At 70.2% G+C, this 14313-nt stretch carries 13 protein-coding genes and 1 pseudogene; 8 read left to right on the top strand and 6 right to left on the bottom strand.

What is annotated here, in order from left to right; genetic code table 11:
• Positions 1-16 precede the first annotated feature (16 nt).
• From MHN80_RS20620 to MHN80_RS20605, 4 genes are all read left to right on the top strand, one after another.
• Complete coding sequence (locus tag MHN80_RS20620) at positions 17-787, top strand: DeoR/GlpR family DNA-binding transcription regulator (RefSeq protein ID WP_010840857.1); 771 nt, start codon at positions 17-19, stop codon at positions 785-787.
• Positions 784-1749, top strand: a complete 966-nt coding sequence (gene pfkB, locus MHN80_RS20615; protein WP_239403458.1) for a 1-phosphofructokinase — start codon at positions 784-786, stop codon at positions 1747-1749. The genes MHN80_RS20620 and pfkB overlap by 4 nt, the downstream gene beginning before the upstream one ends.
• Positions 1750-1826: 77 nt before the next feature.
• Positions 1827-3932 carry a fructose-specific PTS transporter subunit EIIC gene (locus MHN80_RS20610; protein WP_239403457.1) on the top strand — a complete coding sequence of 702 codons (2106 nt, stop codon included), beginning with the start codon at positions 1827-1829 and terminating at the stop codon, positions 3930-3932.
• Positions 3933-4042: 110 nt separating this feature from the next.
• A complete protein-coding gene (locus MHN80_RS20605; RefSeq protein WP_004019388.1) occupies positions 4043-4303 on the top strand; it encodes an HPr family phosphocarrier protein in 261 nt (86 codons plus the stop codon).
• Positions 4304-4323: 20 nt separating this feature from the next.
• Here the strand turns inward: MHN80_RS20605 and hflX are convergent, their stop codons facing one another.
• The 4 genes from hflX to MHN80_RS20585 form a co-directional block, all read right to left on the bottom strand.
• Positions 4324-5796 carry a GTPase HflX gene (gene hflX / locus MHN80_RS20600; RefSeq protein ID WP_239403456.1) on the bottom strand — a complete coding sequence of 491 codons (1473 nt, stop codon included), beginning with the start codon at positions 5794-5796 and terminating at the stop codon, positions 4324-4326.
• 52 nt (positions 5797-5848) lie between these two features.
• Positions 5849-6739: a diaminopimelate epimerase gene (gene dapF, locus MHN80_RS20595; RefSeq protein WP_239403485.1), complete on the bottom strand. Its 891-nt coding sequence runs from the start codon at positions 6737-6739 to the stop codon at positions 5849-5851.
• A 61-nt stretch (positions 6740-6800) separates the two neighbouring features.
• Positions 6801-7736, bottom strand: a complete 936-nt coding sequence (miaA, locus tag MHN80_RS20590) for a tRNA (adenosine(37)-N6)-dimethylallyltransferase MiaA (protein ID WP_064571744.1) — start codon at positions 7734-7736, stop codon at positions 6801-6803.
• Entirely contained in the window at positions 7733-8512 is a 780-nt protein-coding gene (locus MHN80_RS20585) for a hypothetical protein (protein ID WP_239403455.1), read from the bottom strand. The genes miaA and MHN80_RS20585 overlap by 4 nt, the downstream gene beginning before the upstream one ends.
• 226 nt (positions 8513-8738) lie before the next feature.
• Between MHN80_RS20585 and MHN80_RS20580 the strand changes: the two genes are divergently transcribed.
• Entirely contained in the window at positions 8739-10142 is a 1404-nt protein-coding gene (locus tag MHN80_RS20580) for a DUF349 domain-containing protein (protein ID WP_239403454.1), read from the top strand.
• A 78-nt stretch (positions 10143-10220) separates the two neighbouring features.
• Here MHN80_RS20580 and MHN80_RS20575 read toward each other — a convergent pair whose 3' ends face one another.
• Entirely contained in the window at positions 10221-10766 is a 546-nt protein-coding gene (locus MHN80_RS20575; protein ID WP_110117494.1) for a hypothetical protein, read from the bottom strand.
• Between MHN80_RS20575 and MHN80_RS25940 the strand changes: the two are divergent.
• Positions 10759-10836, top strand: a pseudogene (locus MHN80_RS25940) (hypothetical protein); the annotation flags it as partial. The gene MHN80_RS20575 and the pseudogene MHN80_RS25940 sit on opposite strands and share 8 nt — an antisense overlap.
• 77 nt (positions 10837-10913) lie before the next feature.
• Here MHN80_RS25940 and miaB read toward each other — a convergent pair.
• The gene (miaB, locus tag MHN80_RS20570) at positions 10914-12452 is read right to left on the bottom strand and encodes a tRNA (N6-isopentenyl adenosine(37)-C2)-methylthiotransferase MiaB (protein ID WP_239403484.1); all 1539 of its coding nucleotides are present in this window, start codon (positions 12450-12452) and stop codon (positions 10914-10916) included.
• 134 nt (positions 12453-12586) lie between these two features.
• On the opposite strand from miaB, the gene MHN80_RS20565 reads away from it, so the two are divergent.
• Both MHN80_RS20565 and MHN80_RS20560 read left to right on the top strand, forming a co-directional pair.
• Complete coding sequence (locus tag MHN80_RS20565; RefSeq protein ID WP_197505675.1) at positions 12587-13315, top strand: amino acid ABC transporter ATP-binding protein; 729 nt, start codon at positions 12587-12589, stop codon at positions 13313-13315.
• 1 nt (position 13316) lies between these two features.
• On the top strand, positions 13317-14309 hold the full coding sequence (locus MHN80_RS20560; RefSeq protein ID WP_239403453.1) for a glutamate ABC transporter substrate-binding protein: 993 nt from the start codon (positions 13317-13319) through the stop codon (positions 14307-14309).
• Positions 14310-14313 lie beyond the last annotated feature (4 nt).

The following is a 14313-nucleotide window of genomic DNA, read 5'->3' as shown; positions in this document are numbered from 1 at the left end:
CGGAGATCGGAGCGGTGTGTACGCCGAGGAGAGACAACAGGCGATCGTCGACGAGGTGCGCGTCGCCGGGCGGGCGTCGGTGGCCGCGCTCGCCGAGAAGTTCGACGTCACGAGCGAGACCGTTCGTCGAGACCTCGCCGTCCTGGAGCGTGCCGGACATCTGCAGCGAGTCCACGGCGGTGCCGTGCGCGCCGAGGTCATGCGCGCCCTGGGCGAGCTCGGCATCGACGAGCGCGAGTCGAGCCAGATCGAACAGAAGACGGCGATCGGCCGGGCGGCGATCCGTTTCCTGCCGCCGGACGGCGGTTCCGTGCTCTTCGACGCCGGCACCACGACCTACCGCGCCGCCGAGGCGACCGCGCCCGATCGGAGGCTCACCCTGTTCACCAACAGCCTGCCCATCGCCGGCCTGCTGGCCGGCACCCACCCCGACGGGCTCCATGCGCTCGGCGGACGCGTCCGTGGTCTCACCCAGGCCACGGTGGGCGTCGAGACGGTGGACGCGCTCCGCCGCCTTCGGGTCACCACCGCGTTCCTCGGCACCAACGGTCTGAGCGAGTCCCATGGGCTGTCGACTCCCGATCCCGACGAGGCGGCGGTGAAAGCGGCGATGGTCGCGGCCGCGCAACGCGTCGTGGTCCTCGCCGACAGCTCGAAGATGGATCGCGAAGACCTCTCCTCCTTCGCCGGGATCGACGACGTCGACGTCCTCATCACCGACTCCGGGATAGACCCGGCCTTCTCGGCGGCACTGTCCGCGCGCGGCGTCGAGGTCGTGATCGCATGATCGTCACCGTCACCGCGAACCCCAGCCTCGATCGCACCCTCGAGCTCGGCGCACCGCTGGCACGCGGCGAGGTGCAGCGCGCCGGTACGGTCCGCACCGAACCCGGCGGCAAGGGCGTCAACGTGGCCCGCGTCGTCGCGGCCGCCGGCCTGTCCACCCGAGCCCTGCTCCCCGCGCGGACGGGCGACCCGCTGTGTACCGCACTCGACGAACTCGGACTCGCCTACGACGCGGTGCCCGTCGACGGCGAGGTCCGCTCCAACATCACGATCGCCGAGTCGGACGGCACGACCACCAAGATCAACGCTCCGGGTGTCGCGCTGACCGAGCGGGATCGCGATGCGCTCGTCGAACTCATCCGGGCGCACGCCGACTCCGCCCAGTGGGTCACCCTCTGCGGCTCCCTCCCGCCCGGCGTACCCGACAACTGGTACCGCGCGATCGCCGACGACCTGGTCCTGGCCGGGTGCCGCGTCGCGGTGGACACCTCCGGCGCCCCGCTCCGGGCGACCGTTGCCGGTCGCGTCGACCTGATCAAACCCAACGAGGACGAACTCGCCGAACTGACCGGCGCCGACCCGGCCACGCTGCGGGAAGCCTTGTCGCGCAACGACCTCGAACCCGTGGTCGAGGCCGCGACCACGATCGCGGAACAGATCGGCGGCAACGTCCTGGCCACACTCGGAGCAGCCGGCGCCGTCCTGGTCACCGCATCGGGCGTCTGGTCGGCGACACCCCCTCCGATCGTGCCGCGCAGCACCGTCGGCGCCGGCGACTCCTCGCTCGCCGGCTTCCTCATCGCCCAGAGCACGGGGGCCTCGCCCGCGGACTGCCTCCGGTCGGCGGTGGCCTACGGCGCCGCGGCCGCCTCGTTAGCGGGCACCCAGGCCCCGACTCCCGACCATCTCGACCTCCCCGGCGTCCGGGTGACCGAACTGTCGGGAGCCGCCCGCATGAGCTGACGCCACCTTCACGGACCCGCACCGCACATCCAGTACCACCCGTTGACCCCGTACCCCCTGTCACCGAAGGACATCCCATGACCGAGCAGATCATCACCGCCCAGACGGTGAGTCTCGACGTCGACGCCGGCGGCGATCCCGCCGCCGTCATCACCACGCTGGCCGACGCGCTCGCCGCGGCCGGCCGGACCACCGATCCCGCCGATCTCGCGCGGGCCGCGCTGGACCGGGAGGCCAAGTCCGCCACCGGGCTTCCCGGCGGCATCGCCATCCCGCACGCCCGGACCGCGTCGGTGACCACGGCCAGTCTCGCCATGGCGCGGCTGTCCCGGAAGGTCGACTTCGGCGCGCCGGACGGGCCGGCCGACCTGGTCTTCCTCATCGCCGCCCCCGAGGGGGGCGCCAGCGCGCACATGAAACTCCTCAGCTCCCTGGCCCGCTCACTCGTCCGGCCCGACTTCGTGGCCTCGCTCCGCGCGGCGGAGAACGAGGAGCGAGTGATCGAACTGGTCGACGAGGCCATCAACCCCGCACCCCCCGCCCCCGCCGCCCCGGCGGCCGTAGCGCCCGCAGCTGCAGCGGTGTCGACCGCGAAGCCCGAGAGCGCACCGGCCCAGAAGGACCCGGCCCCGACCGATCCGGCCCAGACCGCGGACTCGAAGCCGCGCATCGTGGCGATCACCGCGTGCCCCACCGGGATCGCCCACACCTACATGGCCGCCGATGCGCTCAAGTACGCAGCCGAGCGGGCCGGTGTCGAGTTCGCGGTGGAGACCCAGGGGTCCTCGGCCACCACCGCTTTCGACCCGGAGGTGATCGCCTCGGCCGATGCCGTCATCTTCGCCACCGACGTCGGGGTGAAGGGTCGCAACCGGTTCAGCGGCAAACCCGTCATCGCATCCGGGGTGAAACGGGCGATCAACGAACCCGACGCGATGATCGCCGAGGCGGTGGCCGCGGGGCGCAACCCGAACGCGGCGCGCGTCACCGGCGATGGGGCCGATGCCGAGTCCGCCGACACCGCAACGTCGGGCGTGGGCCTCGCGGGCCGCACGCGCCAGGCCCTGATGACCGGTGTCAGCTACATGATCCCGTTCGTCGCCGCCGGCGGACTGCTCATCGCACTCGGCTTCCTCCTCGCCGGTTACGAGGTCGCCAACACGACCCTCGACGACGGCGGCACCCTCAGCGACGGCGCGTTCATCGCCCTGAACAACAGTCTGTGGGACCTGCCGTCCGGTGGACTCCTGCAGTACCTGGGTGCGGTGAGCTTCGCGATCGGCTCGGGGGTGATGGGACTCGCGGTCCCGGTGCTCGCCGGCTACATCTCGTTCGCGATCGCCGACCGACCCGGTATCGCACCCGGTTTCGTGGCCGGCATCGTCTCGCTCGCGGTGGGCGCCAGCTTCATCGGCGCGTTGATCGGCGGCCTCATCGCCGGTGTGGTGTGCCTGTGGATCGCGCGGACCCCGGTGCCCCAGTGGGCGCGCGGCCTCATGCCGGTCGTGGTCATCCCGTTGTTCGGCAGCATGATCGTCGGCGGGTTGCTCTACATGGTGCTCGGCAAGCCGCTCGCCTGGCTGACCGAGCAGATGAACAGCGGCCTGGAGAGCATGTCCGGCGGATCGGCCATCGCCCTCGGGATCGTGCTCGGTCTGATGATGTGCTTCGACCTCGGCGGGCCGGTCAACAAGACCGCCTACCTGTTCGCCACCGCCGGGATCGCCGACGCCGCGACCGCAGGCACCGCGCAGTACCAGATCATGGCGGCCGTGATGTGCGCCGGCATGGTCCCGCCGCTGGCGCTCGCACTCGCCACCGTCCTGCGCCCCGGCCTGTTCACCGAGCCGGAGCGCGAGAACGGCAAGGCCGCATGGCTTCTCGGCGCGTCGTTCATCTCCGAGGGCGCCATCCCGTTCGCGGCGGTCGATCCCTTCCGCGTCATCCCCTCGATGATGGCCGGCGGCGCGCTCAGCGGCGCACTGATCATGGCGTTCGGCGTCGAACTCCGTGCTCCGCACGGCGGCATCTTCGTCTTCTTCGCGATGAACAACTGGGTGCTCTTCCTCGTCGCACTCGTCGCCGGTACCGTCTTGTCCGCCGTCCTGGTGATCGCGGCCAAGCAGGTCCATCGCAGTCGCGACGCCGTCGCGTTCGACGAACTCGAGGCGGTCGCCGCCTGACGCCTCGACGACGCGACCACCCGACCGCCCGACATCCGGGTCAGACCCCGGCACCGAATCGCACGACGACCGACCCCACCCGACATCCCAACCCACTCGAAGGAGTTCCCATGCCCAGCACCACCGCCACCGTCGGCTCCGCCGTCGGACTGCACGCCCGACCCGCCACGATCATCGCCGAGGCGGTCGCCGAGACCGGCAGCCCCGTGACGCTGGGTCTCGAGGGCGGCGATCCGGTCGACGCGGGATCGGCGCTGATGATCATGACGCTGGGGGCCGAGAAGGGGACCCGGGTGGTGGTCACGGCCGACGACCAGGCCGCGCTCGACACCATCGTCGATCTCGTCGAGAAGGATCTCGACGCGGATTAGTCCGTACGCAGCGAACCCGCTCAGATCCGGAGGTCCGCGATCTCGCCCGCGAACGCGGCCGGGACGCGGACCTTCATCGTCGTGCCGGCCTCGGTGTGCTCCGAGGAGATGACCTCACCCTCGCTGTGAACCCGAGAGACGACGTCGCCCCGGTCGAACGGCACCTCGATGGTCATCTCCACGTCCTCGCGACCGACGAACTCGCGAACACGCCCGAACAGTTCGGGCAGTCCCTCTCCGGTCCGGGCGGAGATGAAGACCGCATCCGCACCGAGCGCACCGCGCAACTCGGTGAGGCGGTTGCCGTCGATGGCGTCGATCTTGTTGATCACCAGCAGCTCTGGCGGCGCGGAAACGCCCTCCTCGGCGACGATGTCGTTGATGACCTGACGGACGGCCGAGATCTGTTCCATCGGAAAGGCATCCGCGCCGTCGACGACATGGAGCAACAGGTCGGCGTCGACGACCTCCTCGAGCGTGGACCGGAATGCCTCGACGAGCTGGGTCGGCAGATGGCGGACGAACCCGACGGTGTCGGTGAACACGACCGCGCGCCCGTCGTCGAGCGTGGCACGCCTGGTGGTGGGATCGAGGGTCGCGAACAAGGCGTCCTGCACGAGCACCCCGGCACCGGTCATCGCGTTGACCAGACTGGATTTGCCGGCGTTGGTGTACCCGGCGACGGTGATCGTCGGGATCGAACCACTCTTGCGCGCAGCGCGTTTCGTCATCCGCGCCTTCTTCATCCCACGGATCTCGCGGCGCAGCTTGGCCATTCGCTCCCGGATCCGGCGACGGTCGGTCTCGATCTTGGTCTCACCCGGACCGCGAAGACCCACGCCGCCGTTGCTGCCCGCCCGGCCACCGGCCTGCCGGGACATCGATTCACCCCAACCGCGAAGTCGCGGGAGCATGTACTCCATCTGCGCGAGGGAGACCTGCGCCTTGCCCTCCCGCGAGGTCGCGTGCTGGGCGAAGATGTCGAGGATCAGGGCGGTGCGGTCGATGACCTTCACCTTCACCACCTTCTCCAGCGCGTTCAGCTGGGCGGGGGTGAGCTCACCGTCACAGACGACGGTGTCGGCGCCGGTCGCGAGGACGATCTCGCGGAGTTCCTCGGCCTTGCCGCTGCCGATGTAGGTGGCGGGATCCGGTTTGGAGCGACGCTGGATCACCGCGTCGAGGATCTGGGATCCGGCCGTCTCGGCGAGCGCGGCCAGCTCGGTCATGTTGGCCTTGGCCGCAGCCGCGCTGCCCTCGGTCCACACGCCGACCAGGACCACGCGTTCCAGTCGGAGCTGCCGGTACTCGACCTCGGTGACGTCGGTGAGTTCGGTGGAGAGTCCCGCGACGCGTTGCAGAGATGCACGCTCGGAGAGCTGGAGTTCGCCGGTGGTGGGGTCCACGCCAATCGGGTCCCCACTGGTGGGACCTGTGGTGTCCCGGACACTGAGATCGGCTGCGGACATGATGTCTTCTCGTGATTCGGTCATACGAGATCCATGGTCTCACGTCCGCCAGGATGCGAGCACGCGAATATCGAGCTCAGCGCTGCCAGCCGGGCCGGAGCACCCCGTCGGCGACGAGCATCGACGGCCCGCGCAGGGTCGATCCGTCGGGACGGATCGTCACCGTGACCTCTCCGCCCGGGATACCGATACGCAGCTCCCCCGCGTCCGTTCCGCGGGCGTCCAGCGCGGCGCGCGCGGCCGCGACCAGGCCGGTCCCACAGCTGCGCGTCTCCCCGACACCCCGCTCGAAGACCCGCATCCGCGCGGTCAGCCCGCCGTCGGGTCCGTCGACAGGAGGCGTGAGGAGCTCGACGTTGGCGCCGTGCGGGAAGTCGTCGGCCTCGATCGTCACCCCGGCCCCGAAGTCGATGGCGGCGAGATCGTCGGCGGTCATGTCCGCGACGACGCACGCCAGGTGGGGGTTGCCCACGTCGACCATCGCGCCCGGGTAGATGTCGTCGCCGATGCGGACCACCGACGATCCGTCCAGCCGTGCCACGCCCATCTCCACGGTGACCTCGGCGTGTACCGCGTCGAAGGAGTGGATGGTGACGCCTCGCGCGCCCGCCCGGGAACCGACGGGGAACGTGTCGGTGTCGACGAGGCCCGACGCGCGAACGAAGTGCGCGAACACCCGGACGCCGTTGCCGCACATCTCGGCGACCGAGCCGTCGCCGTTGCGGTAGTCCATGAACCAGTCGTCGGCGGACACCCCGTCGGGCAGCGCGTCGAGGACACCGGCGGCCACCAGGGCACTCGACCGCGCGACGCGCAGCAGTCCGTCGGCGCCGATCCCCCGCTGCCGGTCGCACAGCGCGGCGACCATCTCGGCGTCGAGGGACAGCTCGGCCTCCGGGTCGGCGAGGACCACGAAGTCGTTCTGGGTGCCGTGCCCCTTGACGAAAGGCAGGCCGCCGAATTGCACACCCGGTGGGGCCAGGCCGTCGTTCGCACTGCTCTGCGGGGCGGAAGTCACGGAGAACAGACTACGGGGCGTCGCCGGCGACGACACGCAGCGCTCGGTCGAGGAGGTCGGGTGCGGCGGCGTCGAGCCACACGGCCCGATGATCGCGCCGAAACCACGACCGCTGCCGCCGGACATACCGCCGGGTCCCGATGAACGTCAGTTCCTCGGCCTGCGCGAGGTCGTACTCGCCGTCGAGGGCGGCGAGCACCTGCTTGTAGCCGATCGCCTGCGAGGCCGTGCGCCCGTCCCGCAGGCCACGGGCACAGAGCTCCTCCACCTCGTCGACGAGACCCTGCTCGAACATCGCACTCGTGCGCCGTCGGATGCGGTCGTCGAGTTCCTCGGTGTCCCGGTCGAGGGCGAGGATGATCGTGCCCCACCGCGGCTCGCCTATCGTCGGCTGTGACGCGGCGAACGGCGCACCGGTCAACTCGACCACCTCCAGCGCTCGCACGATGCGGCGGCCGTCGGTGGCGAGGATGGTCGCCGCCGCGGCCGGGTCGACCGACGCGAGCAACCGGTGCATCGCGCCCACCCCGCGCTCGTCGAGCATGTCCTCGTAGCGCCGCCGGACGTCGGGATCGGTGGCCGGGAACTGCCAGTCGTCGAGGAGTCCCTGGACGTACATCATCGATCCGCCGACGATCACCGGGACCCGGCCCGCGGCGCGCAACCGGTCGACGTCGGCCCGCGCGGCCTGTTGATAACGCGCGACGGTCGCCACCTCGGTCACGTCGAGCACATCGAGCTGATGGTGCGGGATGCCGCGGCGCTCGCCGGGCGGGAGCTTGGCCGTTCCGACGTCCATGCCCCGGTACTGCTGCATGGCGTCGATGTTCACGATCTCCCCGCCGAGCCGTTCGGCCAGGTCGAGGGCGAGGTCGGATTTGCCGCAGGCAGTCGGCCCGACGACAGCGATCGGGGTGGGAGCCGACGGGAGGGATGCCTCGCTCACTGAACACGTCCGCCGCGGTCGACGGTCCACGTCGCGACCGCATACCCCACCCCGAAGGGCGCGTCGGCGAAGTCGAGTGCGGCCCGGACCGAACGGTCGCCGACGAGGCCCGCCGAAACCTGCCACGCGACCCGGCCGCCGACACCCTCGACATCGCACTGCTGCTGATCGAGTGCCGTCAGCGCCGCGGTATCCGCCGAACCGAGCGCTGCGACGACCGTGTCGTTGAGCGCCACCGCCGACTCCCGACGACCCCCGCCCGGGGCCTTGTCGGTGAGCGCGGTCGACCCGTCCCCCACCACGAGGACACCGACCCGCTCCGTCCCCTCGTCGAGCCGCACGGACAATCCCGCACCGAGGGCCACGCACTCCGCGGGCGGCGTCGTCGAACCGACACTGCACACCTGCAGGGGTCCGAGCGCCATCCGCTCCGCAAGCCAGCCGGCGATGAGAATCGACAGACTCATCCGACGCGACGCACCGTCGGGGGCCGTATCCCCCGTGGCCCCCGTGATCATCGGGGTCACCGTGTCTGTCGCGACCGGGACGTCGACGCCGAACCGCGCGAAGGTCCCCCGGACCGGCTCGCACACCGGACCCGCGGTCGGCGCGTCGGCGGCGCCGAGAGCCACCCACCGGTCGATGCCGTTGTCGCGCACCGCCGCCACCGCGTCGAGCACCGCCCGACGCACCGGTTCGGTGTCGGAGGCGGCCGGTCCGGACAGTTCGGGAACGAGCAGAGGAGCACTCGGAACGAAGACGAGGGCCGCAAGCACACCACGACGCTAGTCGACAACAAAGCGCCCGCTCGCTCCGCTCCCGGCGCCGGGACATCCGGCCCACGACCCACCAACTCGGCACGGACGCCACATCGACGGGCCTGAACTGCTTGAATGGAACGGTACTTCTCGGCGATCGCGGGCATCGGATGCCCGGCGGAAGCCGACTCCAGCGACCGGCAGCCGTGACGCGCGGCACCACTGAGCGGCAGGACACGTGCACATGACCAACCCGACCGAATCGGCACCCGCGACCGGATCGTCCGCCCCGGGCGACGCTTCACCCGACACCCAGACGGCGCAGGCAGGCCAGAGCTCACCGACACCCGCGCCCAAACCCGGCCCGCGCCCCAAACCCGGCCCGCGGCCGGGCGTCGCATCGGAGCCGGTCGTCACGCACCTGGTCACGGCCGATCCGCACCGCTTCGGCCGGATCGACGAAGCGGGCGTCGTGTGGCTCAAGACCGAGGACGGCGAACGCGAGATCGCGTCGTGGCAGGCCGGGACGGTCGAAGAGGGACTCGCGCACTTCGGACGCCGGTTCGACGATCTGGCCACCGAGGTCGAGATCCTCGAGGAACGACTCAGCGCCCGGTCGGGCGACCCGCGCAAAGCGCAGGGTGCCGCCAAGCATCTGCTCGACGAACTGCCCAACGCGCATGTGATCGGTGACGTCGCCGCGCTGCAGCGCCGGCTCGAGGCCATCGTCGGCAGCGCCGACGAGGTCGCCGAGACGATCCGCGCCGAGCGCGAGAAGAACCGCGCCGAGGCGGTCGCCCGCAAGGAAGTGCTGGCCACCGAGGCCGAGCAGATCGGCGCCGACGCGACCAACTGGAAGAGCGCGGGCGACCGGTTGCGCGAGATCCTCGACGAGTGGAAGTCCATCAAGGGCGTCGACCGCAAGACCGACGACGCGCTGTGGAAGCGCTACGCGAAGGCGCGCGACGCGTTCAACCGCCGGCGCGGTGCGCACTTCGCCGAACTCGACCGCGAGCGCGCCGGAGCGAAAGAACGCAAAGAGGCGCTGATCGCCCGCGCCGAGGAGCTGTCCGGCTCGACCGACTGGGGCCCGACGTCGGCGAAGTTCCGGGAACTGCTCGGCGAGTGGAAGGCCTCGGGACGCGCACCGCGTGACACCGACGAGGCGCTGTGGCAGCGGTTCAAGGCCGCCCAGGACGTGTTCTTCGGGGCGCGCAACGCGGCATCGTCGGAGCGCGACGCCGAGTTCAGCGCGAACGCGACCGCCAAGATCGCGCTGCTCGACGCCGCCGAGAAGGCCATCGACCCGGCTGCCGACCTCGACGCCGCCCGGCGCGAGTTCCGGTCGTTCCGCGACCAGTGGGACGAACTCGGCAAGGTCCCGCGCGACCAGATGCACAGCCTCGAGGCCCGGGCGCGGGCACTGGAGAAGCGCATCCGCGACGCCGAGGACGCACAGTGGCAGCGCACCGATCCCGAGGCGCTGGCGCGGGCGGCGCAATTCGCCGATCGCGCAGCGCAACTCGAGGACCAGGCACGCAAGGCCGCCGAACGCGGCAAGGACCGCGACGCCGCGAAACTGCGCGACCAGGCGGCGCAGTGGCGCGAGTGGGCCGACGCCGCTGAGAACGCCGTCACCGACCGCTGAATCCGCTGACCGCCGACCCCGGTCGGGGTTCGGCGGTCAGTTGTCGGCGGTCAGACCTCGCTGGTCAGATCCGAGCGGTCAGGGCTGCTGCGGCTTCTTGTGGTAGAGCGCCGAGGCGTAGGCCTCCTGCTCGGCGGCCTGGCGGCGGCGTTCGTCCTCGAGGGCGAGCTGGTACGAGCTACGTGCCCACACCACCCGCGACCAGTGGAACGTCAGCACGAAAACCGCGATCCAGCCGAGTACGAGCCCGACGCCGACGCCCGACGGCGGCTCGACGCCACCGACTCCCGGGGTGTTGCGCGACCACCACGCCAGCATCCCGGCGACGCATGCGATGGCGCACCCGCACAACGCGATCCAGGCCAGGAACCAGCGTCGGGTGAGCAGCGCGAGCATCGAGACGACGATGCCGAAGATCGTCACCAGATAGACGAAGATCCGCGAGACGATCGTGACGCGTTCGGCGGCCGCCTCGGGTGTGAAGGTGAGCACCTCGAGGCCGGTCACCGAACCGGTGTGCGGCAGCACCATCGACACCATGGCCAGGACGACGGCCACGGCGACGACGACCGCACGGGCTCCCGGATCGATCTCGCCGGCGACCCGGCGTTCGGCCTTGCGCAGGTCCCGCTCGTACTGCTCGAACGTCGACTTCTCGGTCACGGACTTCTCGAACGCCGTCTTCTCGGGGTCGGGCTTTCCCGGGTCGGACTTGCCGGGGTCGGACTTGCCGGGGTCGGACATGGTCATCGCCTCACTTCGTGATGGTGGTCAGCTGCCGCAGCCGGTGCCGCAACCGGCGTCGGCCTCGATCGGGGCCGCGGCGGGGGCACCGACCCCCGGCAGCCCGAGCCCGACGCCGACGGGCGCGGTCGTGGGGGTACGGCTCTGTTCATGCGCATCGCCGGCGCGGGTCCGACGGTGCGCGAGGACGCCGGAGTCGGCGATCAGATGGTGCGGCGCGGCCGCGGTGAGCGTCGCGTGCACGATGTCACCGGGGCGGATACCCGACGTCGTGCCGGGTGCGAAATGCACCAGCCGGCCGTCCCGGGCCCGTCCGGTCATGCGCTGGGTCTTCGCCGACTTGCGACCCTCGTCGGCGACGACGAGCAGCTCCACCTCGGTGCCGACCAGCGCCTCGTTCTCCGCCAGGCAGATCCGCTCCTGCAGGGCGATGAGCCGTCGGTAGCGGTCGGCCACCACGTCGGGCGGGACCTGGTCGGCCATCGTCGCCGCGGGGGTGCCGGGGCGGGGCGAGTACTGGAAGGTGAACGCGCTCGAGAAGCGGGCCCGTTCGACGACGTCGAGGGTGGCCTGGAAGTCCTCCTCGGTCTCGCCGGGGAAGCCGACGATGATGTCGGTGGTGATCGCCGCATGCGGCATGGCCTCGCGGACCTTGTCGAGGATGCCCAGGAACTTGGTCTGCCGGTAGCTGCGGCGCATGGCGCGCAGGATGCGATCGGACCCGGACTGCAGCGGCATGTGCAGCTGCGGACACACGTTCGGCGTCTGCGCCATCGCCTCGATCACATCGTCGGTGAACTCGGCGGGATGCGGTGAGGTGAATCGGACGCGTTCGAGTCCCTCGATGTCGCCGCAGGCGCGCAACAGTTCGGCGAAGGCACCCCGGTTGCGCGGCTGGTCGGGATCGGCGAAGGACATGCCGTAGGCGTTCACGTTCTGGCCGAGCAGGGTGACCTCGACGACGCCCTGGTCGACGAGAGCCTGCACCTCGGCGAGCACCTCACCCGGCCGTCGATCGACCTCCTTGCCGCGCAGCGACGGCACGATGCAGAACGTGCAGGTGTTGTTGCAGCCCACCGACACCGAGACCCAGCCCGAATAGGCGGAGTCGCGCTTGGCCGGGAGGTTCGAGGGGAACCGCTCGAGTGCGTCGAGGATCTCCACCTGGGCGGCGTCGTTGTGGCGGGCGCGATCCAGCAGCGCGGGCAACGAACCGATGTTGTGCGTGCCGAACACGACGTCGACCCACGGGGCCCGCGACAGCACGGTGTCCTTGTCCTTCTGGGCGAGGCAGCCGCCGACGGCGATCTGCATACCCGGCCGATCGGACTTGACCGGCGCCAGATGCGACAGGTTGCCGTACAGCTTGTTGTCCGCGTTCTCGCGGATGGCGCAGGTGTTGAAGACGACCAGATCGGCGGCGTCGTCCTCGGCCGCGCGCACGTACCCGGCGTCCTCGAGGAGACCGGCGATCCGCTCGGAATCGTGGACGTTCATCTGGCAGCCGTAGGTACGAACCTGATAGCTGCGCGCGGCGGGTGCTGCCTGCTCAGGCCGATCCGACAACTCGATACTCACTCTTACGAGGGTACGGGGCGCGAGCAAATCGACTCCCACAGGACACCCGGATGCACGTCGGCGGATAGGGTTCCCCAATGACCATTTCGCCGAGCAAGTCCGCGGACCCCGGGTCCAAGCCGATGATCGCGATGCGCGGGGTGCAGAAACACTTCGGGTCGTTGCACGTCCTCAAGGACATCGATCTCGAGGTGCCCGCCGGCCAGGTCGTGGTGGTCCTCGGACCCTCGGGTTCGGGCAAGTCCACCCTGTGCCGCACGATCAATCGCCTCGAGCCGATCGACGGCGGCGAGATCCTCGTCGAGGGTCAGGTCCTGCCGGCCGAGGGCAAGGATCTGGCCCGCCTCCGCGCCGACGTCGGAATGGTCTTCCAGTCCTTCAACCTGTTCTCGCACAAGACAATTCTCGAGAACGTCACCCTCGCACCGATCAAGGTGCGCAAGAAGAGCAAGGACGAGGCCGGTAAGCGCGCCCTCGAACTGCTCGAACGGGTCGGCATCGCCAGCCAGAAGGACAAGTATCCCGCCCAGCTCTCCGGCGGCCAGCAGCAGCGGGTGGCGATCGCCCGCTCGCTGGCGATGGACCCCAAGATCATGCTGTTCGACGAGCCGACCTCGGCGCTCGATCCGGAGATGGTCAACGAGGTGCTCGACGTGATGGTGTCCCTCGCGAAAGAGGGCATGACGATGGTGGTCGTGACCCACGAGATGGGCTTCGCGCGCAAGGCCGCCGACCGCATCATCTTCATGGCCGACGGGGCGATCATCGAGGACTCCGATCCGGAGACGTTCTTCAGCAACCCCGCGACCGACCGTGCCCGGGACTTCCTCGGCAAGATCCTGGGGCACTGACATGAGACAGGTACGCACCGCCGGGTTGATCCTGGCAGTCGGCGCACTGCTCGCCACCGTGCTGTCGGCGTGTGGCAGCACCGAACCCCGCAACCTGCTCGACTCCATCCGCGAGGGCTCGGTCGTGCTCGGCGTCAAGTTCGATCAGCCGGGTCTCGGTCTGTACGAGCCGGACGGCAACGTCGAGGGCTTCGACGCGTCGGTGTCGCGGTACGTGGTGAACCACATCGCCGACGACCTCGGTGTCCCCCATCCCGAGGTCACCTGGCGCGAGACGCCCTCGGCACGACGCGAGGCGATGATCGACAACGGCGAGGTCGACCTCATCGCGGCCACGTACTCGATCAACGCGGCCCGGTCGAAGAAGGTGTCCTTCGGCGGCCCGTATCTCGTCACCTATCAGGGATTGATGGTGCGTGCCGACGACAACACGATCGACCAGCTCGCCGACCTCGACAAGGGCAAGAAGCTCTGCTCGGTGACCGGTTCGACGCCGGCGCAGAACGTCAAGGCACAGCTCCCCGCGGTGCAGTTGCAGGAGTACGACTCCTATTCGGCCTGTGTCGAGGCGCTGCGCCGCGACAAGGTCGACGCGGTGACCACCGACGAGGCGATCCTGGCCGGCTACTCCAACTTCTGGGAGGGCGAGTTCAAGCTCGTCGAGATGACCTACCTCAAGGACGCCTGCGTCAAGGACGCCCTGAAGACCGCGGGCAGCCCGTTCTCGACCGAGCGTTACGGCGTGGGGCTCGCCCTGGACGACACCGCCTCGCAGGACGCGGTGAACAAGGCGCTCGACGCCATGCTCGCGCCCGCGGTCGACGGCGAGTCCGCCTGGAACGCCGCACTGCGCAAGGCGCTCGGCAACCCCTACGTGGACGAGATCATCGCGCGTGCCGACCGGCCGGACTCGAAGTTCCCGTACCTGCCCGATCCCGGCGATCTCGACTTCCTCGACTCGCCCTCCACCCCGTGCCCGCCCGGGCTCCAGTGAGCGA

Origin of the sequence: Gordonia sp. McavH-238-E, from assembly GCF_022348225.1 — a bacterium.
Classification (GTDB): Bacteria; Actinomycetota; Actinomycetes; order Mycobacteriales; family Mycobacteriaceae; genus Gordonia; species Gordonia terrae.
Note: the sequence above shows the minus strand (reverse complement) of the source record. Positions and strands in the feature narration are given on the sequence as shown.